8 protein-coding genes and 1 pseudogene are annotated in these 23,237 nt (G+C 47.9%); all 9 read left to right on the top strand.

Going from position 1 to position 23,237, the window contains the following annotated elements; all coding sequences use genetic code 11:
* The first annotated feature begins 265 nt into the window (after window positions 1-265).
* The 9 genes and pseudogenes from NLZ44_RS23310 to NLZ44_RS23270 all read left to right on the top strand — a co-directional run bounded on the left by NLZ44_RS23310 (window position 266) and on the right by NLZ44_RS23270 (window position 22,554).
* A complete protein-coding gene (locus NLZ44_RS23310; protein ID WP_493751318.1) occupies window positions 266-3,133 on the top strand; it encodes a Calx-beta domain-containing protein in 2,868 nt (955 codons plus the stop codon).
* 8 nt (window positions 3,134-3,141) lie between these two features.
* Window positions 3,142-3,282, top strand: a complete 141-nt coding sequence (locus NLZ44_RS23305; protein WP_493751317.1) for a hypothetical protein — start codon at window positions 3,142-3,144, stop codon at window positions 3,280-3,282.
* A gap of 323 nt (window positions 3,283-3,605) precedes the next feature.
* Window positions 3,606-6,956: a Calx-beta domain-containing protein gene (locus NLZ44_RS23300; RefSeq protein ID WP_493751316.1), complete on the top strand. Its 3,351-nt coding sequence runs from the start codon at window positions 3,606-3,608 to the stop codon at window positions 6,954-6,956.
* A 261-nt stretch (window positions 6,957-7,217) separates the two neighbouring features.
* Window positions 7,218-9,230: pseudogene (locus NLZ44_RS23295) on the top strand (pre-peptidase C-terminal domain-containing protein); the annotation flags it as partial.
* Window positions 9,231-9,735: 505 nt separating this feature from the next.
* Complete coding sequence (locus NLZ44_RS23290) at window positions 9,736-12,918, top strand: Calx-beta domain-containing protein (protein WP_493751315.1); 3,183 nt, start codon at window positions 9,736-9,738, stop codon at window positions 12,916-12,918.
* Window positions 12,919-13,376: 458 nt separating this feature from the next.
* Window positions 13,377-15,701, top strand: coding sequence for a PPC domain-containing protein (locus NLZ44_RS23285; RefSeq protein ID WP_493751314.1), 2,325 nt, complete (start codon window positions 13,377-13,379; stop codon window positions 15,699-15,701).
* Between the two features lie 481 nt (window positions 15,702-16,182).
* Entirely contained in the window at window positions 16,183-18,927 is a 2,745-nt protein-coding gene (locus NLZ44_RS23280; RefSeq protein WP_493751313.1) for a pre-peptidase C-terminal domain-containing protein, read from the top strand.
* A gap of 260 nt (window positions 18,928-19,187) precedes the next feature.
* Window positions 19,188-19,496, top strand: a complete 309-nt coding sequence (locus NLZ44_RS23275) for a hypothetical protein (protein WP_493751312.1) — start codon at window positions 19,188-19,190, stop codon at window positions 19,494-19,496.
* On the top strand, window positions 19,408-22,554 hold the full coding sequence (locus tag NLZ44_RS23270) for a Calx-beta domain-containing protein (protein WP_493751311.1): 3,147 nt from the start codon (window positions 19,408-19,410) through the stop codon (window positions 22,552-22,554). Before NLZ44_RS23275 ends, NLZ44_RS23270 begins: the two co-directional genes overlap by 89 nt.
* Window positions 22,555-23,237 lie beyond the last annotated feature (683 nt).

Genomic DNA, 23,237 nt, shown 5'->3' with positions numbered 1-23,237 from the left:
GGGGGTGGGGGGTGAAAACCCCTATATATAGGGCGGCACGGATTTCCATTCTTTAATGGTAAGTCAAGTCATCGGATTTGTCAAGGGGTAAAAGTGGGTTTTTTGGGCTGTGAAAAAACCGTGATTTTTGGCGATCGCTTTCAAGCTGTGGGGGTTGACATTATATGTTAGAGAGAATAGAATGGTCATGGTGGGGGAATGTGAGGACAGATACTATTTGATAGATTGGCTTGGCTATCTATGCAAAAAAACCAGGTGAAATATTATGGAAAATACCAGAGAAATCTTATCGGCTATAATGCCCGAACCATCGGATTATCCGAATCCCCTACCCCCGGTGGGATTCAGCGGTGATGGGTCGGTAAATCCACTGACAGCAGCAGCCCAAATCGAGGCGGCATTAACTCAGGTTAACCAACAATTAACAGAGTTTGTCGCCTCCGCCAATTTTCAGGGAGATTTACAAACCGCTTTCGGTGCATATACGGATGTGGAATTAGGAGCAACTATTATTGAGGCTTTGACTCAGGGAGAGACACCACATCTGAAAGTTCTTTCCGCCAGAGCCATGAATGGTGCGGATGGCGCTTTTGACTCGGTGACGGGTACGGTGTATTTATCGGATGCGATAATTCACAGTGAGAAACTGGTGGATGTGATAACCGAAGAATTTGGGCATTATATAGACTCCCAATTAAACGAAATCGACTCCCCAGGAGATGAGGGTGAGTTATTTATGCGCCTGGTGAATGGGGAAGCCTTGACAGAAGCAGATATCACTGAGTTAAGGAGTCAGAATGATTGGGGTTTCATCTGGGTAGAAGGAGAACCCGTAGCAGTACAGATGTCAGGGTCGCCAGAGTTCGCCTGGACGCGCCTGTTGGGCAGTGGTGAGAGGGACGAGGCTCGTGCCCTGACCACCGGTAGTGATGGCTCGATTTATGTGGCGGGCACGACTTGGGGCGACCTAGATGGACAAACCAATAGTGGTAGCAGTGATGTCTTTATCACCAAGTATCAGCCTGATGGCACTAAAGACTGGACGCGCCTGTTGGGAACCTGGTGGGAGGACTGGGCTCGTGCCCTGACCACCGGTAGTGATGGGTCTATTTATGTGGCGGGCTTGACTTGGGGCGACCTAGATGGACAAACCCATAGTGGTCGTGGCAGTGATGCCTTTATCACCAAGTACCAACCTGATGGTACTAAAGACTGGACGCGCCTGTTGGGAGCCAGTAGTTGGGACGAGGCATCAGCCCTGACCACCGGTAGTGATGGCTCGATTTATGTGGCGGGCTGGACTGGGGGCGACCTAGATGGACAAACCCTTAGTGGTGACTGGGATGCCTTTATTACCAAGTACCAACCTGATGGCACTAAGGACTGGACGCGCCTGTTGGGAAGCCGTAGAGGGAGCAAGGCATCAGCCCTGACCACCGGTAGTGATGGCTCGATTTATGTGGCGGGTAGGACTGAGAGCGACCTAGATGGACAAACCAATAGTGGTCGTGTTGATGCCTTTATCACTAAGTATCAGCCTGATGGCACTAAAGACTGGACGCGCCTGCTGGGAAGCCGGAATTTTGACGAGGCATCAGCCCTGACCACCGGTAGTGATGGCTCGATTTATGTGGCGGGTAGGACTTGGGGCCACCTAGGTGGACAAAGAAATAGTGGTCGCGGTGATGGCTTTATCACCAAGTATCAGCCTGATGGCACTAAAGACTGGACGCGCCTGTTGGGAAGCGGTGAGACTGACGAGGCTAGTGCCCTGACCACCGGTAGTGATGGCTCGATTTATGTGGCGGGCACGACTGATGGCAACCTAGATGGACAAACCAATAGTGGTGGCTGGCATCCTGATGCCTTTATCACCAAGTATCAGCCTGATGGAAGTAAAGACTGGACGCGCCTGTTGGAAACCAGGGGTTGGGACAAGGCCCATGCCCTGACCACCGGTAGTGATGGCTCGATTTATGTGGCGGGTGGGACTACGGGCAACCTAGGTGGACAAAGAAATAGTGGTCGCGGTGATGGCTTTATCAGCAAGTTAATTATTGCTGATGAGGAGGATGAGGATTTACCGCAAATCTCTATCAGAGACACCCAGGTAAAAGAGGGAGATAGTGGTCGCACCAATGCTCGTTTTTTGGTGAGATTAGATAGCCCTAGCAGTGAGATAGTGACAGTTCGTTATGCTACCGCTAACGGTACAGCTACCGCTGGAGAAGACTATCGACAAACCACAGGAAGGCTGATATTTCAACCCGGTGAAACCCGCCAATTTATCAATGTTCCCGTGTTTGGAGATACTAACATAGAACCGGATGAAACCTTTACCGTCAACCTCCGTAGACCTCAAAATGCGGAATTAGCCAGGGCACAAGCTACCGGAACTATTATCAATGATGATTTCCCGCAAATCACCATTGCAGACACGGAAATTATAGAAGGAGATAGTGGTCAGAAAAATGCTCGTTTTGTGGTGACATTAGATAATCCTAGCCCTGAGAGAGTAACAGTTAATTATGCCACCGCTGATGGTACGGCTACCGCTGGGGAAGACTATGAACGCACGACGGGAAGGCTGATATTTAGGCCCGGTCAAACCCGCCAAGTCATTACTGTTCCGGTGTTTGGGGATACGGAAGTCGAACCGGATGAAACCTTTATGGTGAACCTCCGTAGACCTCAAAATGCCCAATTAGCCAGGGCACAAGCTATCGGAACTATTATCAATGACGATGATGATGATTTACCGCAAATCACCATTGCAGACACGGAAATTATAGAAGGCGATAGTGGTCAGACTAATGCTCGTTTTGTGGTGACATTAGATAATCCTAGCAGTGAGAGGGTAGTGGTTAATTATGCCACGGCTGATGGTACGGCTACCGCTGGGGAAGACTATGAACGCACGACGGGAAGGCTGATATTTAGGCCCGGTCAAACCCGCCAAGTCATTACTGTTCCGGTGTTTGGGGATACGGAAGTCGAACCGGATGAAACCTTTACGGTGAACCTCCGTAGACCTCAAAATGCGGAATTAGCCAGGGCACAAGCTATCGGAATTATTCTGAATGATGATTTACCCGATTATAGTGGCTTTGTCAGCAAGTTATATTATTCCTGATGATGATTATGTATCGTGATTTCCTGCCTATAACAATTGTAGACACGGAAATCAGAAAAGGCGATCGCACTAATGCTGGTTTGGTGGTGACATTAGATAATCCTAGCAGTGCAGGGGGGGAGAGCGACCAGTCAAACGGTATTGCATGATTACTGAAAGGGCTGTGAATTTTCTGGGGTGGGGATGTTTAACCCCACCTCCTCACCGCCTAGCAATAGGGGTGGGGGGTGAAAACCCCTATATATAGGGCGGCACGGATTACCATTCTTTAATGGTAAGTCAAGTTGGGGGATTTGTCAAGGGGGAAAAGTGGGTTTTTTGGCTGTGAAAAAACCGTGATTTTTGAGGTGCGATCGCTTTCAAACTGTAGGGGTTGACATCATCTGTGAGCGACCATAGAATGGTCATGGTGGGGGAATGTCAGGCCAGATACTATTTTGGCGAGTTATGCAAAAAAACCAGGTGAAATATTATGGAAAATACCAGAGAAATCTTATCGGCTATAATGCCCGAACCATCGGATTATCCGAATCCCCTACCCCCGGTGGGATTCAGCGGTGATGGGTCGGTAAATCCACTGACAGCAGCAGCACAAATCGAGGCGGCATTAACTCAGGTTAACCAACAATTAACAGAGTTTGTCGCCTCCGCGAATTTTCAGAAGGATTTACAAACGGCGTTCGGTGCATCTACGGATGTGGAATTAGGGGCAACTATTATTGAGGCTTTGACTCAGGGAGAAACACCAAATCTGAAAGTTCTTTCCGCTACATCGATGAATGGTGCGGATGGTGCTTTTGATTCCCTGACGGGTACGGTGTATTTATCGGATGCGATAATTCACAGTGAGAAACTCGTGGATGTGATAACGGAGGAATTTGGGCATTATATAGACTCCCAATTAAACGAAATCGACTCCCCAGGAGATGAGGGTGAGTTATTTATGCGGTTAGTGAATGGGGAAGCCTTGACAGAAGCAGATATCACCGGGTTAAGAAATCAGAATGATTGGGGTTTCATCTGGGTAGAAGGAGAACCCGTAGCAGTACAGATGTCAGGGTCGCCAGAGGTAGACTGGACGCGCCTGTTGGGAACCAACAATAATGATAGCATCATGGGTAGGCTAATACGAGGTACTGATGGCAATGATACCCTGGTTGCTAGGTCTGGGGATACCCTAGAGGCTTTAGCAGGGAACAACAGTTTCAGCATCTCCGCATATAGTTTCACCGGGAATGTATTTCGCGGTGGTGACGGAGATGATAGATACATGATTCGCTATGGTGGTTTTGGAATACCTCAAGCTGGTAGTCGCATCGAAGACAGTGGCGGACAAGATACCCTCAGCATCGAAAGTAGTTTTAGACCAGGAATTCCCATTGACCTAAATTTAAATGGATTTTTACCAAGAGTAGTGGGGGTAGCGCGACAAGGCCAAAATCTGCTACTAGACCTCAATCGAGATGGTGAATTTTCCCCTGAAGATGATTTAGTAGTGGTAGACTTTTTCAACGCTGCTGGTACTGGTGCGGGGACAGGTTTTATTGAAACCGTAAATGACTTACCGGGACAACAGATAATTAACCAAGTTCCGGTTCTGGGTAGTGACACGGTAACTGATAGCCCTAATATTATCACTGGTACAGATGGTGATGATACCCTGTTCGGAACCAACAATAATGATAGCATCCTCGGTCTGGGGGGGAATGATGACATTTTTAGTTCCGGTAAAGGTAATGATACCCTCCTCGGTGGTCCGGGAAATGATACTCTCGTTGGTGGCTTGGGGGATGATTTCCTGCGCGGCGGTCCGGGAAATGATAGTTTAGTGGCTGGTGCGGGAAACAATAGGCTTTTCGGCGATGGTGGTAATGATACCCTGGTTGGTAGTTTTCTGGGTGAAAATACCCTTAGTGGAGGTGCTGGGAATGACTCAATTGTGGGTTATGAAAATGATCTGGTCTTAGGAGACTCTGGTAACAATGTTCTGATTGCTGCATCTTCAAATGTAACTCTTGAAGGTGGTTCGGGTAATGATACTCTCAGAATCTCCACATATAGTTTCACCGGGAATGTATTTCGCGGTGGTGACGGAGATGATAGATACATGATTAGCTATGGTGGTTTTGGAATACCTCAAGCTGGTAGTCGCATCGAAGACAGTGGCGGACAAGATACCCTCAGCATCGAAAGTAGTTTTAGACCAGGAATTCCCATTGACCTAAATTTAAATGGATTTTTACCAAGAGTAGTGGGGGTAGCGCGACAAGGCCAAAATCTGCTACTAGACCTCAATCGAGATGGTGAATTTTCCCCTGAAGATGATTTAGTAGTGGTAGACTTTTTCAACGCTGCTGGTACTGGTGCGGGGACAGGTTTTATTGAAACCGTAAATGACTTACCGGGACAACAGATAATTAACCAAGTTCCGGTTCTGGGTAGTGACACGGTAATCTCTATTGCAGACACTCAGCTAAAAGAAGGCGATCGCGGTCAGAAAAATGCTCGTTTTGTCGTCACATTAGATAATCCTAGCCCGGAGAGGGTAACAGTTAATTATGCTACCGCTGATGGTACAGCTACGCTCAGAGACCGAGACTATCGACGCACCACCGGAAGGCTGATATTTCAACCCGGTCAAACCCGCCAATTTATTGATGTTCCCGTGTTTGGGGATACTAAAGTCGAACCTGATGAAACCTTTACGGTCAACCTGAGTAGACCTCAAAATGCGGAATTAGGAAGGCGACGTGCTACGGGAACTATTCTGAATGATGATTTCCCCCAAATATCTATCAGAGACACCCAGTTAAAAGAAGGCGATCGCGGTCAGAAAAATGCTCGTTTTGTCGTCACATTAGATAATCCTAGCCCGGAGAGGGTAACAGTTAATTATGCTACCGCTGATGGTACAGCTACGCTCAGAGACCGAGACTATCGACGCACCACCGGAAGGCTGATATTTCAACCCGGTCAAACCCGCCAATTTATTGATGTTCCCGTGTTTGGGGATACTAAAGTCGAACCTGATGAAACCTTTACGGTCAACCTGAGTAGACCTCAAAATGCGGAATTAGGAAGGCGACGTGCTACGGGAACTATTCTGAATGATGATTTCCCCCAAATATCTATCAGAGACACCCAGTTAAAAGAAGGCGATCGCGGTCAGAAAAATGCTCGTTTTGTCGTCACATTAGATAATCCTAGCCCGGAGAGGGTAACAGTTAATTATGCTACCGCTGACGGTACAGCTACGGTCAGAGACCGAGACTATCGACGCACCACGGGAAGGCTGGTATTTCAACCCGGTCAAACCCGCCAATTTATTGATGTTCCCGTGTTTGGGGATACTAAAGTCGAACCTGATGAAACCTTTACCGTCAACCTGAGTAGACCTCAAAATGCGGAATTAGGAAGGCGACGTGCTACCGGAACTATTCGGAATGATGATTTACGCCAAGATACGGAAATCATAGAAGACGATCGCTTTCCTAATGCGGTAAACCTGGGTAGACTCACCGGAGAAATTGTCAGGAATGACCGCATTGGTTTTGCATCAGCAGGCGATCGCAATACCGAGGACTATTACCGCTTTAACCTCAATCGTGAAGGTACTGTTCAAGTGGTTTTGGATGACCTATTTCAAAATGCTAACCTGCAATTGTTGGGTAGTAGAGGGGAGATAATTAATCAATCCAGAAACCCTGGTATTGATCCAGAAATGATCACCCAACGAAGACTTGAACCCGGAACTTATTATGTCAAGGTATTTCCCCACCTGGCTGCACGCACTCCATACAGGTTAAGCATTGACTTGGTTTAGTCGCCTTTCCACCCACCTACTCACCGCCACCCTAGAAATTGGGGTGGGGGGTGAAAACCCCTATATATATGCCGGCACAGATTCCCATTCTCTAATAGTAAGTCAAGTCAGCAGATTTGTCAAGGGGGAAATCGGTTAAAAAAAATTAAACTATTGACGTTATATATAAGTAAAATTACAATGGTTATTGTGGGAAAATCCAACCTACAGCATCGAGCATCTCATGTCTGATATGTAGGCCCATCTACCAGGTGAAATATTATGGAAAATACTAGGGAAATGTTAGTGGCGATCGCGCCGGAACCATCGGATTATCCGAATCCCCTACCCCCACTGGGATTCAGCGGTGATGGGTCGGTAAATCCACTGACAGCAGCAGCACAAATTGAGGCGGCATTAACTCAGGTTAACCAACAATTAACTGAGTTTGTCGCCTCCGCGAATTTTCAGGAGGATTTACAAACCGCTTTCGGTGAATATACGGATGTGGAATTAGGAGCAACTATTATTGAGGCTTTGACTCAGGGAGAAACACCAGAGATGATGGTGCTTTCCGCTACATCGATGAATGGTGCGGATGGTGCTTTTGACTCTTTGACGGGTACGGTGTATTTATCGGATGCCATAATTCACAGTGAGAAACTGGTGGATGTGATCACCGAGGAATTTGGGCATTATCTAGACTCCCAATTAAACGAAATCGACTCCCCAGGAGATGAGGGTGAGTTATTTATGCGCCTGGTGAATGGGGAAGCCTTGACAGAAGCTGATATCACCGGGTTAAGGAATAAGGATGATTGGGGGTTAATCTGGGTCGAGGGAGAACCGGTAGCAGTACAGATGGCTTATGACACCATGAGAAATGCGTTAAATGTCGGTGTCATCGAATCTGGAGAGAAGGTGATTAGCGATCGCATTGGTTTTGGACAAGGACGCAGACGAGATCGCAACGACTACTACAGATTTACCATCAGTGAGGACAGCGAGTTTAACCTGACCCTGGACGGACTCAGGGCTAATGCTAACGTCCAAATCCTAAATAGCAGGGGTTCGGTACTATTTCGGTCTACCAACCCAGGTCGCCGACCGGAAAAAATTAGCACCGATTTAGAGCCGGGTGATTATTTTGTGCGGGTGTTCCCGGTAGGTAACGCCAGAACCCCATATCGCCTGGCTATGAATGCTGACCCTATCACCATCAAAGAGGACGACAGCAAACCTGGTATATCTTTGGGGAGGCTTACGGAAGCGACTCCTATTAATCAAACTGGGGATGTTGGTTTCGGCACAGGTCGGCGACGGGACATTCAGGACTGGTACAATTTTACCCTGCCAGTAGACAGCGATGTTAACTTGACCCTAGACCGACTGAGAGCAAATCTTGATGTAGAGATTTACGATGAACGTGGCTCGTCAGTGGCGCAGGGTACAAACCGAGGTCGCCGACCGGAAAAAATTGAACTCGAAGGACTCGAAGCGGGAACCTACCATGTAAAAGTTACCCCGGTGGGTAATGCCCGGAGTAACTACCGGTTGGGTATCACTGCAGCTACTGCTTACATTGGTGAATATGATACCCCAGAAGATGCCTTCAATTTAGGCAGGATCCTTCCTGACGAGGAAGCCAAAACCTTTAACGACCGTGTAGGTTTCACCGAGGGTCGTTCCGGTCGCGACCAACGAGACTGGGTGCGCTTTCAACTAGCTGAAAATGGTTTTGTTGATATCAACCTGACTGACTTGAGTCAGGATATCAATATGCGTTTGTACGACGGTGATGCTAAAAGCCTTCTGGAAACAGCCAATGAAAAGGGTCGTGTTAACGAGAATATTAGCACCGATTTAAAAGCTGGTGTTTACTATGTGGAAATATTCCCCAATGGTACTGCTAGGAGCGAATACCGACTCAGTGTTAATAGTGATATCAACCCACCCATTAAAGAGTTCTTAGTCGGCGACCTGTTTTCCCTAACAGACAATATGTACACCAACAGCGATCGCATTGGTTTTACTAGCAGCGATATTCGCAACACCGTCGATCGCTACCACTTCAATATCAGCCGGGACAGCGAAGTAGATATTAGCCTAACCGGACTGCGGGAAAATGCCAACATTGAGCTACGAGAGGCTAACGGTAGCCTGATGTTTGCGTCCACCAACTTGGGTATACAGTCAGAACAGATTAGCCAATTTCTCCCCAGAGGAACCTATTCTCTCAATGTGATTCCGGCGGGTACTGCCAAAACTATCTATAACCTGGATATTATGGCGATCAATTAGGAAGAGGTGCGTCAGTTGCTAATTATCCGGTGATTATTGCTATGGCTCGCCTCTGACGCACTCCCCGAACCCAAAACCTTAGCCTGTCGGTGAGGGGTGGGGGCTCGGAAAATGCCCATATATGTCGGCACGGATTCCCATTCTCTAATGGTAAGTCAAGTCGGGGGATTTGTCAAGGGGTAAAAGTGGGTTTTTTTGCTGTGAGAAAACCGTGATTTTTGAGGTGCGATCGCTTTGAGGTGGGAGGTGAAAACCCCTATATATAGGGCGGCACGGATTACCATTCTTTAATGGTAAGTCAAGTCGGGGGATTTGTCAAGGGGTAAAAGTGGGTTTTTTGGGCTGTGAAAAAACCGTGATTTTTGAGGTGCGATCGCTTTCAAGCTGTAGGGGTTGACATCATCTGTGAGCGACCATAGAATGGTCATGGTGGGGGAATGTCAGGCCAGATACTATTTGATGGGTTGGCGAGTTATGCAAAAAAACCAGGTGAAATATTATGGAAAATACCAGAGAAATATTATCGGCTATAATGCCAGAACCATCGGATTATCCGAATCCCCTACCCCCGGTGGGATTCAGCGGTGATGGGTCGGTAAATCCACTGACAGCAGCAGCACAAATCGAGGCGGCATTAACTCAGGTTAACCAACAATTAACAGAGTTTGTCGCCTCGGCGAATTTTCAGGAGGATTTACAAACGGCTTTCGGTGAATATACGGATGTGGAATTAGGAGCAACTATTATTGAGGCTTTGACTCAGGGAGAAACACCAAATCTGAAAGTTCTTTCCGCTACATCGATGAATGGTGCGGATGGCGCTTTTGATTCCCTGACGGGTACGGTGTATTTATCGGATGCGATAATTCACAGTGAGAAACTCGTGGATGTGATAACCGAGGAATTTGGGCATTATATAGACTCCCAATTAAACGAAATCGACTCCCCAGGAGATGAGGGTGAGTTATTTATGCGGTTAGTGAATGGGGAAGCGTTGACAGAAGCAGATATCACCGGGTTAAGAAATCAGAATGATTGGGGTTTCATCTGGGTAGAAGGAGAACCGGTAGCAGTACAGATGTCAGGGTCGCCAGAGTTCGCCTGGACGCGCCTGTTGGGAAGTGGTGAGAGGGACGTTGCTAATGCCCTGACCACGGGTAGAGATGGGTCGATTTATGTGGCGGGCTATACTTCCGGCAACCTAGATGGACAGGCTAATAGCGGTGGCGCTGATGCCTTTATCACCAAGTATCAGCCTGATGGTACTAAAGCCTGGACGCGCCTGTTGGGAACCGAGTGGAGTGACGGGGCTACTGCCCTGACCACCGGTAGTGATGGGTCGATTTATGTGGCGGGCTTGACTGGGGGCGACCTAGATGGACAAAGAAATAGCGGTTGGGTGGATGCCTTTATCACCAAGTATCACCCTGATGGTACTAAAGACTGGACGCGCCTGTTGGGAACCAGTAGGAGTGACGAGGCTTATGCCCTGACCACCGGTAGGGATGGGTCGATTTATGTGGCGGGCGTGACTTATGGCAACCTAGATGGACAAAGAAATAGTGGTGGCAGTGATGCCTTTATCACCAGGTTTCAGCCCAATGGCACTAAAGACTGGACGCGCCTGTTGGGAACCAGTGAGACTGACTGGGCTAGTGCCCTGACCACCGGTAGAGATGGGTCTATTTATGTGGCGGGTAGGACTCAGGGCGACCTAGATGGACAAACCAATAGTGGTAGCAGTGATGCCTTTATCACCAGGTTTCAGCCCAATGGCACTAAAGACTGGACGCGCCTGTTGGGAACCTCGGTGAGGGACGGGGGTCAGACCCTGACCACCGGTAGTGATGGGTCGATTTATGTGGCGGGCTGGACTCAGGGCAACCTAGATGGACAAACCAATAGTGGTGGCGGTGATGCCTTTATTACCAAGTATCAGCCCAATGGCACTAAAGACTGGACGCGCCTATTGGGAACCAGGGGTTGGGGCGAGGCTCGTGCCCTGACCACCGGTAGTGATGGGTCTATTTATGTGGCGGGCTATATTTATGGCGACCTAGATGGACAAACCAATAGTGGTAACGAGGATGCCTTTATCACCAGGTTTCAGCCTGATGGCACTAAAGACTGGACGCGCCTGTTGGGAACCAGTAATCGGGACGAGGCTAATGCCCTGACCACCGGTAGTGATGGGTCTATTTATGTGGCGGGCTGGACTTCGGGCAACCTAGATGGACAAAGAAATAGTGGTAGCAGGGATGCCTTTATCAGCAAGTTAATTGTTGATGAGGATGATTTCCCGCAAATCTCTATCAGAGACACCCAGGTAAAAGAAGGCGATCGCGATCGCACCAATGCTCGTTTTGTGGTCACATTAGATAATCCTAGCCCGGAGAGGGTAGTGGTTAATTATGCTACCGCTGACGGTACAGCTACCCTCAGAGACCGAGACTATCGACGCACCAGCGGAAGGCTGGTATTTCGCCCCGGTCAAACCCGCCAATTTATTGATGTTCCGGTGTTTGGGGATACTAAAGTCGAACCTGATGAAACCTTTACCGTCAACCTCAGTAACCCTCAAAATGCGGAATTAGGAAGGCGACGTGCTATCGGAACTATTATCAATGATGATTTCCCCCAAATCTCTATCAGAGATACGGAAATCACAGAAGGCGATCGCGGTCAGACTAATGCTCGTTTTGTGGTGACATTAGATAATCCTAGTAGTCAGAGGGTAACAGTTAATTATGCTACCGCTGACGGTACAGCTACCCTCAGAGACCGAGACTATCGACGCACCACCGGAAGGCTGGTATTTCAACCCGGTCAAACTCGCCAATTTATTGATGTTCCGGTGTTTGGGGATACTAAAGTCGAACCTGATGAAACCTTTACCGTCAACCTGAGTAACCCTCAAAATGCCGAATTAGGAAGGCGACGTGCTACGGGAACTATTCTGAATGATGATATTATAGTGCCCCAAATTACGATCGCAGACACTCAGGTAAAAGAAGGCGATCGCGGTCAGACTAATGCTCGTTTTGTGGTGACATTAGATAATCCTAGCAGTCAGAGGGTAGTGGTTAATTATGATACGGCTGACGGTACAGCTACGCTCAGAGACCGAGACTATCGACGCACCAGCGGAAGGCTGGTATTTCAACCCGGTCAAACCCGCCAATTTATTGATGTTCCGGTGTTTGGGGATACTAAAATCGAACCTGATGAAACCTTTACCGTCAACCTCAGTAACCCTCAAAATGCCGAATTAGGAAGGCGACGTGCTATCGGAACTATTATCAATGATGATTTCCCCCAAGATACGGAAATCACAGAAGACGATCGCTTCTCTAATGCGGTAAACCTGGGTAGACTCACTGGAGAAATTGTCAAGAATGACGAAATTGGTTTTAACGAAGGAGGCGATCGCAATACCGAGGACTATTACCGCTTTCTCCTCAATCGTGAAGGGACTTTTCAAGTGGTTTTGGATGACCTATTTCAAAATGCTAACCTGCAATTGTTGGGTAGTACAGGGGAGATAATTAATCAATCCAGAAACCCTGGTACTCAGCGGGAAATTATCACCGAACGAAGACTAGAACCGGGAACTTATTATGTCAAGGTATTTCCCCACCTGGCGGCACGCACTACCTACAGGTTAAGTCTTAACTTAATTTAGTCGCTTTTCCACCCACCTACTCACCACCAACCCTAGCAATAGGGGGGTGAGGGGTGAAAACCCCTATATATAGGGCGGCACGGATTTCCATTCTCTAATGGTAAGTCAAGTCGGGGGATTTGTCAAGGGGTAAAAGTGGGTTTTTTGGCTGTGAAAAAACGGTGCTTTTTGAGGTGCGATCGCTTTGAGGTGGGAGGTGAAAAACCTTATATATAGGGCGGCACGGATTACCATTCTTTAATGGTAAGTCAAGTTGGGGGATTTGTCAAGGGGGAAAAGTGGGTTTTTTGGCTGTGAAAAAACCGTGCTTTTTGAGGTGCGATCGCTTGGAAGGGGTGGGGGGTTGACATCATCTGTGAGCGACCATAGAATGGTCATGGTGGGAAGATGTTACGTTACCTACAGCCTCTCGCATCTCAGCGCTCTGCGATGTATGAGAATAAACCAGGTGAAATATTATGGAAAATACCAGGGAAATATTAGTGGCGATCGCGCCGGAACCATCGGATTATCCGAATCCCCTACCAGCACTGGGATTCATTGGGGATGTGTCCGTCGAACCACTGACAGCAGCAGCACAAATCGAGGCGGCATTAACTCAGGTTAACCAACAATTAACTGAGTTTGTCGCCTCCGCGAATTTTCAGGGGGATTTACAAACCGCTTTCGGTGCATATACGGATGTGGAATTAGGAGCAACTATTATTGAGGCTTTGACTCAGGGAGAAACACCAGAGATGATAGTAGTGTCATCAGACCTAATGAATGGTGTTAATGGCGGTTTTGACTCTCTGACGGGTACGGTATATTTATCGGATGCGATAATTCACAGTGAGAAACTCGTGGATGTGATAACGGAGGAATTTGGGCATTATATAGACTCCCAATTAAACGAAATCGACTGCCCAGGAGATGAGGGTGAGTTATTTATGCGCCTGGTGAATGGGGAGGTATTGAGTGAAGTTGATCTAACTTATTTGAGGAATAAAGATGACCGAGTAATGATTTTGGGTGGGTTGGTTGAGGTAGAAGCCAATCAAGATATTGTCATTGATAATCATGCCAACTTTTTACCGGAAATCTCTATAGCAGATACCGAAATACTGGAAGGCGATCGCGGTCGCAGTTTGGCGGAATTTAAGGTAACTCTCAACAGTCCGAGTAACCAAATCGTGAGAGTTAATTTTACTACGGCTGATGGCACGGCTACGGTGGCTGACCGTGACTATGAGCTAACTAACGGACGGTTAATTTTTCCGAGGGGTCAAACGGAAAGGGTGATCAGAGTTCCGGTGATTGGAGATACTAAAGTCGAACCGGATGAAACCTTTAGGGTAATCCTGAGTAACCCACAAAATGTGACTTTAGCTAATCGACAGGCTACGGGTACTATTCTTAATGATGATGTACCAGAAATCTCTATAGCAGATACCGAAATACTGGAAGGCGATCGCGGTCGCAGTTTGGCGGAATTTAAGGTAACTCTCAACAGTCCGAGTAACCAAATCGTGAGAGTTAATTTTACTACGGCTGATGGCACGGCTACGGTGGCTGACCGTGACTATGAGCTAACTAACGGACGGTTAATTTTTCCGAGGGGTCAAACGGAAAGGGTGATCAGAGTTCCGGTGATTGGAGATACTAAAGTCGAACCGGATGAAACCTTTAGGGTAATCCTGAGTAACCCACAAAATGTGACTTTAGCTAATCGACAGGCTACGGGTACTATTCTTAATGATGATGTACCAGAAATCTCTATAGCAGATACCGAAATACTGGAAGGCGATCGCGGTCGCAGTTTGGCGGAATTTAAGGTAACTCTCAACAGTCCGAGTAACCAAATCGTGAGAGTTAATTTTACTACGGCTGATGGCACGGCTACGGTGGCTGACCGTGACTATGAGCCAACTAGCGGAGAGCTAGTTTTTCGGAGGGGTCAAACGGAAAGGGTGATCAGAGTTCCGGTGATTGGAGATACCAAAGTCGAACCGGATGAAACCTTTAAGGTAATCCTCAGTGACCCACAAAATGCCGAGTTGGGTCGGGATAAAGCTACGGGTACTATTCTTAATGATGATGGACTCGTTAGTGCCAATATCTCCATTGCAGACACTCAGCTAAAAGAAGGCGATCGCGGTCGCAGTTTTGCGGAATTTAAGGTAACTCTCGACCGTCCCAGTGACCAAATCGTGAGAGTTAATTATACTACCGCTGATGGCACGGCTACCGTGGCTGACCGTGACTATGAGCCGACTAGCGGAGAGCTAGTTTTTCGGAGGGGTCAAACGGAAAGGGTGATCAGAGTTCCGGTGATTGGAGATACCAAAATCGAACCAGATGAAACCTTTAAGGTAATTCTCAGTAACCCACAAAATGCCGAGTTGGAACGGGGTGAAGCGATCGGCACTATTCTTGATGACGATGACCCAGAAATTAGTAAACCTCGTGTGATCCCCTTTGTGCTTGGCAACCTTACTGGTGATGAAATCGTTAGGACGAACCAAATCGGCTTTATTGAATCAGGAAAGCGTGATGTCAATGATTATTACAGCTTCAGACTGAATCGTACCGGTACTGTCACAATCAACCTTGATGACCTAGTGGCAAATGCTAACCTGGAATTGTTGGGTAGCCAGGGTGAGTTGATAGACCAATCTAATAATCCAGGTACTCAGGCAGAAACTATTGTGCAACGAGACCTTGAACCGGGAATTTACTATGTGCGGGTACATCCCCATGTTAGCGCTCGGACGAAGTACAGATTGAGTATTGAGTTGATTTAGTTAAATAATGTGGGTTGGGGTGATTTTTTAACCCCACCTACTCACCACCACCCCTTCCTAGAAATGGGGGTGAGGGGTGAAAACCCCTATATATAGGGCGGCACGGATTCCCATTCTCTAATGGTAAGTCAAGTTGGGGGATTTGTCAAGGGGTAAAAGTGGGTTTTTTGGCTGTGAAAAAACCGTGCTTTTTGAGGTGCGATCGCTTTGAGGTGGGGGGTGAAAAACCCTATATATAGGGCGGCACGGATTTCCATTCTTTAATGGTAAGTCAAGTCGGGGGATTTGTCAAGGGGTAAAAGTGGGTTTTTTGGCTGTGAAAAAACCGTGCTTTTTGAGGTGCGATCGCTTGGAAGGGGTGGGGGGTTGACATCATCTGTGAGCGACCATAGAATGGTCATGGTGGGAAGATGTTACGTTACCTACAGCCTCTCGCATCTCAGCGCTCTGCGATGTATGAGAATAAACCAGGTGAAATATTATGGAAAATACCAGGGAAATATTAGTGGCGATCGCGCCGGAACCATCGGATTATCCGAATCCCCTACCCCCATTGGGATTCAGCGGTGATGTGTCGGTAAATCCACTGACAGCAGCAGCCCAAATCGAGGCGGCATTAACTCAGGTTAACCAACAATTAACTGAGTTTGTCGCCTCCGCGAATTTTCAGGGGGATTTACAAACCGCTTTCGGTGCATATACGGATGTGGAATTAGGAGCAACTATTATTGAGGCTTTGAGTCAGGGAGAAACACCAGAGATGATGGTGCTTTCCGCTACATCGATGAATGGTGCGGATGGTGCTTTTGACTCTTTGACGGGTACGGTGTATTTATCGGATGCGATAATTCACAGTGAGAAACTGGTGGATGTGATCACCGAGGAATTTGGGCATTATCTAGACTCCCAATTAAACGAAATCGACTCCCCAGGAGATGAGGGTGAGTTATTTATGCGCCTGGTGAATGGGGAAGCCTTGACAGAAGCTGATATCACCGGGTTAAGGAATAAGGATGATTGGGGGTTAATCTGGGTCGAGGGAGAACCGGTAGCAGTACAGATGGCTTATGACACCATGAGAAATGCGTTAAATGTCGGTGTCATCGAATCTGGAGAGAAGGTGATTAGCGATCGCATTGGTTTTGGACAAGGACGCAGACGAGATCGCAACGACTACTACAGATTTACCATCAGTGAGGACAGCGAGTTTAACCTGACCCTGGACGGACTCAGGGCTAATGCTAACGTCCAAATCCTAAATAGCAGGGGTTCGGTACTATTTCGGTCTACCAACCCAGGTCGCCGACCGGAAAAAATTAGCACCGATTTAGAGCCGGGTGATTATTTTGTGCGGGTGTTCCCGGTAGGTAACGCCAGGACGGACTATCGCCTGGCTATGAGTGCTGACCCTATCACCATCGAAGACGACGACAGCAAACCTGGTATCACTTTGGGGCCAGTTACTGAAGCTAACCCTGTTAGTCAGACTGGAAATGTTGGTTCCGGTACAGGTCGGCAACGGGACACTCAGGACTGGTACAATTTCACCTTGCCAGTAAACAGCGATGTTAGCTTGACCCTAGACCGACTGAGAGCGAACCTTGATGTAGAGATTTACGATGAAGGCGGCGAGCGAGTAGAACGAGGTACAAACCCAGGTCGCCGAGCTGAAAAAATTGAACTGGAAGGACTCGAAGCGGGAACCTACTATGTAAAAGTTACCCCCGTGGGCAACGCCCGGAGTAACTACCGGTTGGGTATCACGGCAGCTACTGCTTTCATTGATGACTATGCCACTCCCGAAGAGGCTCTCGATTTCGGTAAGGTTGAACCAGGGGTCGATAACATCCCTTCCATTCGGAACAGTGTAGGTTTCACTCAGGGCCGTTCTGGTCGGGACGAACGAGACTGGGTACGCTTTGAACTAACTGAAAATGGTTCTGTTGATATCAACTTGACTAACTTGCGTCAGGATATCAATATGCGTTTGTACGACGGTGATGGTAAGACCCTTCTGCAAACAGCAGAGGAAAGGGGTCGTGCTAACGAAAATATTACCGATTTCTTAGATGCTGGTGTTTACTATGTGGAAGTATTCCCCAATGGCAATGCTCGCAGCGAATACCAGCTAAGTATCGAGCCTGCTCGGATCCCGCCGCCGCTGACCTTCGATGTGGGGAACCTGCTTTCCCTAGAAGGGGGTTACACCAACAGCGATCGCATTGGTTTTACTAGCAGCGGTATTCGTAACACGGTCGATCGCTACCAGTTCACTATCAGCAGGGACAGCGAAGTAGATATTAGCCTAACCGGACTGCGAGGAAATGCCAACATTCAGCTAAAAGATACCAACGGTAGTTTGTTTTTTAAATCAACCAATCCCGGCAACCAAGCAGAACAGATTAGCGGAGGACTCACAGCCGGAACCTATTATCTGGATGTGGTTCCCGTGGGTTATGCCAGAACCAACTATACCCTGGATATTAAGGCGATGACCGACTCGGTAGACCCAAAAATTACGATCGCAGACACTCAGGTAAAAGAAGGCGATCGCGGTCAGAAAAATGCTCGTTTTGTCGTCACATTAGATAATCCTAGCCCGGAGAGGGTAACAGTTAATTATGCTACCGCTGACGGTACAGCTACGGTCAGAGACCGAGACTATCGACGCACCACGGGAAGGCTGGTATTTCAACCCGGTCAAACCCGCCAATTTATTGATGTTCCCGTGTTTGGGGATACTAAAGTCGAACCTGATGAAACCTTTACCGTCAACCTGAGTAGACCTCAAAATGCGGAATTAGGAAGGCGACGTGCTATCGGAACTATTCTGAATGATGATTCCCCGGGGGGTAATAACCAACAACCTAAACCACCCGATAATGATATCTTCCCTAATGCAGTAAACCTGGGTAGACTCACTGAAGAAATTGTCAGGAATGACCGCATTGGCTATACAGTAGGAGGCGATCGCAATACCGACGACTATTACCGCTTTATCCTCAATCGTGAAGGGACTGTCCGAATTGACCTGGATGATCTATTTAAAGATGCTAACCTGCAATTGTTGGGTAGTGATGGTGAGTTGATATCCCAGTCTAATAATCCAGGTAAAAACCCCGAAACTATCACCGCTAGAAGACTTGAACCCGGAACTTATTATGTGCGGGTATTTCCCCACCTGGCTGCACGCACTGAATACAGATTGAGTATTGACTTGGTTTAGTTAAATGATGTGGGGTGCGGTGTTTAACCTCACCTCCTCACCAACAACCCCTTCCCAGAAATGGCGGTGGGGGGTGAAAACCCCTATATATAGGGCGGCACAGATTCCCATTCTCTAATGGTAAGTCAAGTCGGGGAATTTGTCAAGGGGTAAAAGTGGGTTTTTTTGCTGTGAGAAAACCGTGATTTTTGAGGTGCGATCGCTTTGAGGTGGGAGGTGAAAACCCCTATATATAGGGCGGCACAGATTCCCATTTTCTAATGGTAAGTCAAGTTGGGGAATTTGTCAAGGGGGAAAAGTGGGTTTTTTGGGGATGTGAGAAAACCGTGATTTTTGAGGTGCGATCGCTTGGAAGGGGTGGGGGGTTGACATCATCTGTGAGCGACCATAGAATGGTCATGGTGGGAAGATGTTACGTTACCTACAGCCTCTCGCATCTCAGCGCTCTGCGATGTATGAGAATAAACCAGGTGAAATATTATGGAAAATACCAGGGAAATATTAGTGGCGATCGCGCCGGAACCATCGGATTATCCGAATCCCCTACCCCCATTGGGATTCAGCGGTGATGTGTCCGTCGAACCACTGACAGCAGCAGCCCAAATCGAGGCGGCATTAACTCAGGTTAACCAACAATTAACAGAGTTTGTCGCCTCGGCGAATTTTCAGGGGGATTTACAAACCGCTTTCGGTGCATCTACGGATGTGGAATTAGGGGCAACTATTATTGAGGCTTTGAGTCAGGGAGAAACACCACATCTGAAAGTTCTTTCCGCCAGAGCCATGAATGGTGCGGATGGTGCTTTTGACTCTCTGACGGGTACGGTGTATTTATCGGATGCCATAATTCACAGTGAGAAACTGGTGGATGTGATAACGGAGGAATTTGGGCATTATCTGGATTCTCAGTTAAACGAAATCGACTCCCCAGGAGATGAGGGTGAGTTATTTATGCGCCTGGTGAATGGGGAAGCCTTGACAGAAGCAGATATCACCGGGTTAAGGAATAAGGATGATTGGGGTTTCATCTGGGTAGAAGGAGAACCGGTAGCAGTACAGATGTCCGCGCCGCCAGAGTTCGCCTGGACAGACCTGTTGGGCAGTGGTGAGAGGGACGAGGCTCGTGCCCTGACTACCGGTAGTGATGGGTCGATTTATGTGGCGGGCTATACTTCAGGCAACCTAGATGGACAAACCCATAGTGGTGGCTGGCAAGATGCCTTTATTACTAAGTACCAACCTGATGGCAGTAAGGACTGGACGCACCTATTGGGAACCAGTGGGAGTGACTGGGTTAATGCCATGACCACGGGTAGTGATGGGTCGATTTATGTGGCGGGCCTGACTGGGGGCGACCTAGATGGACTAATCAATAGTGGTGGCTTCGATGCCTTTATCACCAAGTATCAGCCTGATGGTACTAAAGCCTGGACGCGCCTGCTGGGAACCAGTGGATATGACGAGGCTTTTGCCCTGACCACGGGTAGAGATGGGTCGATTTATGTGGCGGGTAGAACTGAAGGCGACCTAGATGGACAAACCAATAGTGGTAACGGTGATGCCTTTATCACCAAGTATCAGCCTGATGGTACTAAAGACTGGACTCGCCTGTTGGGAACCTGGGGGGAGGACGAGGCTCTGGCCCTGACCACCGGTAGCGATGGCTCTATTTATGTGGCAGGTAGAACTGAAGGCAACCTAGATGGACAAATCAATAGTGGTGGCTTCGATGCCTTTATCGCTAAGTACGAGCCTAATGGTACTAAAGCCTGGACTCACCTGTTGGGAACCAGTGAGGATGACCGGACTACTGCCCTGACCACCGGTAGTGATGGGTCGATTTATGTGGCGGGCTGGACTGCGGGCAACCTAGATGGACAAATCAATAGTGGTAGCGAGGATGCCTTTATTGCCAAGTACCAGCCTGATGGCAGTAAAGATTGGACGCGCCTGTTGGTAACCCGTGGGAGTGACTGGGCTCATGCCCTGACGACGGGTAGGGATGGGTCGATTTATGTGGCGGGGTTGACTGCGGGCAGCCTAGATGGAGAAACCAATAGTGGTAACGGTGACGCCTTTATCACCAGATACCAGTCTGATGGCACTAAAGCCTGGACGCGCCTGTTGGGAAGTGGTGAGAGGGACGAGGCTCTTGCCCTGACGACGGGTAGGGATGGGTCGATTTATCTGGCGGGTAGGACTGAGGGCGACCTAGATGGACACGCCAATAGTGGTGGCGGTGATGCCTTTATCAGCAAGTTAATTGTTGATGAGGATGATTTCCCGCAAATCTCTATCGCAGACACCCAGGTAAAAGAAGGCGATCGCGGTCAGACTAATGCTCGTTTTGTCGTCACATTAGATAATCCTAGCAGTCAGAGGGTAGTGGTTAATTATGCTACCGCTGACGGTACAGCTACGCTCAGAGACCGAGACTATCGACGCACCACCGGAAGGCTGGTATTTCAACCCGGTCAAACCCGCCAAGTCATTAATGTTCCCGTGTTTGGGGATACTAAAGTCGAACCTGATGAAACCTTTACGGTCAACCTGAGTAGACCTCAAAATGCGGAATTAGCAAGGCGACGTGCTACCGGAACTATTATCAATGATGATTTCCCCCAAATTACGATCGCAGACACTCAGGTAAAAGAAGGCGATCGCGGTCAGACGAATGCTCGTTTTGTCGTCACATTAGATAATCCTAGCCCGGAGAGGGTAGTGGTTAATTATGCTACCGCTGACGGTACAGCTACCCTCAGAGACCGAGACTATCGACGCACCAGCGGAAGGCTGGTATTTCGCCCCGGTCAAACCCGCCAATTTATTAATGTTCCGGTGTTTGGGGATACTAAAATCGAACCTGATGAAACCTTTACCGTCAACCTCAGTAACCCTCAAAATGCGGAATTAGGAAGGCGACGTGCTATCGGAACTATTATCAATGATGATTTCCCCCAAATCTCTATCAGAGATACGGAAATCACAGAAGGCGATCGCGGTCAGACTAATGCTCGTTTTTTGGTAACCTTAGATAGCCCTAGCCCTGAAAGGGTAGTGGTTAATTATGCTACCGCTGACGGGACGGCTACCGCTGGGGAAGACTATCGACGCACTACAGGAAGGCTGATATTTCGCCCCGGTCAAACCCGCCAATTTATTGATGTTCCCGTGTTTGGAGATACCGAAATAGAACCCGATGAAACCTTTACCGTCAACCTCCGTAGACCTCAAAATGCCCAATTAGGACGGCCACAAGCTACCGGAACTATTATCAATGACGATGGCTCGTCTCCTGCGGTCAACCTGGGTAGACTCACCGGAGAACCCATTGTGATCAATGACGAAATTGGTTTTACCGAAGCAGGCGATCGCAATACCGAGGACTATTACCGCTTTAACCTCAATCGTGAAGGGACTGTCCGAATTATCTTAGATGAACTATTTGAAAATGCTAACCTGGAATTTTTGGGTAGTACACGGGAGATGATTGATCAATCCAGAAATCCTGGTAGTCAGCGGGAAATTATCACCCAACGAAACCTTGAACCGGGAACCTACTATGTCCGTGTATTTCCCCACCTCGCGGCTCGCACTGAATACAGATTAAGTATTAACTTAATTTAGTTGCTTTTCCACCCACCTACTCACCACCACCCTAGAAATGGGGTGGGGGGTGAAAACCCCTATATATATGCCGGCACGGATTCCCATTTTTTAATAGTAAGTCAAGTCAGCAGATTTGTCAAGGGGAAATATCAGATTTTTGGTGGTGATGCTACAGATACCCAAACCCGGTGGGGAAATATCTGGTACTGCTAATTTATTGTAACTTTTTGTAAACAACCAAGTAGCGACTAATGTATGATTCCCTCTCATCCCTTGACCGGTGGTAGTTTGGGGGTATGGGGAGTAGTGATATCACTAAATTTTCCATCAGAAAAATTGAAATATTAGTTCTAAAAAAGCCTGTTACAGATCTCCTGATTTGGTGTGGGAGGGAAAATTGATGAATTACGGCTACTACACTTGAGAAATCTTTACAAAATCTTTATAAAAAATAGTTGACATTTCCGATGGTGGTGTTACCATAAGGATATCGATAGAGAATGTCCTAGCACTCCCTTGGTAATACATAGAAGTATTAGCCCTATTCTCTCCGAAAATAAAGACGCAGCTGCTCCCCCGCCTTATGGGGTAATGACTGTGGCTTTTAGTGGTTCCCAAAATTCAATATTGTGCCGCCCAGTCTGGCCCCCAAGTGCAGTGGAGCCACGGGGGGTTTATTGTCAACATTAGGGAGAATTAAG

This window comes from Arthrospira sp. PCC 9901 (genome assembly GCF_059013425.1).
The sequence above is the reverse complement of the archived record's forward strand: the minus strand, read 5'-3'. Positions and strand labels throughout refer to the sequence as shown.

Bases quoted from the DNA above. Each gene is read 5' to 3' on its own strand.
- NLZ44_RS23310 (WP_493751318.1), top strand. From the start codon at position 266: ATGGAAAATACCAGAGAAATCTTATCGGCTATAATGCCCGAACCATCG.
- NLZ44_RS23305 (WP_493751317.1), top strand. From the start codon at position 3,142: ATGTATCGTGATTTCCTGCCTATAACAATTGTAGACACGGAAATCAGA.
- NLZ44_RS23300 (WP_493751316.1), top strand. From the start codon at position 3,606: ATGGAAAATACCAGAGAAATCTTATCGGCTATAATGCCCGAACCATCG.
- NLZ44_RS23290 (WP_493751315.1), top strand. From the start codon at position 9,736: ATGGAAAATACCAGAGAAATATTATCGGCTATAATGCCAGAACCATCG.
- NLZ44_RS23285 (WP_493751314.1), top strand. From the start codon at position 13,377: ATGGAAAATACCAGGGAAATATTAGTGGCGATCGCGCCGGAACCATCG.
- NLZ44_RS23280 (WP_493751313.1), top strand. From the start codon at position 16,183: ATGGAAAATACCAGGGAAATATTAGTGGCGATCGCGCCGGAACCATCG.
- NLZ44_RS23275 (WP_493751312.1), top strand. From the start codon at position 19,188: ATGGTAAGTCAAGTTGGGGAATTTGTCAAGGGGGAAAAGTGGGTTTTT.
- NLZ44_RS23270 (WP_493751311.1), top strand. From the start codon at position 19,408: ATGGAAAATACCAGGGAAATATTAGTGGCGATCGCGCCGGAACCATCG.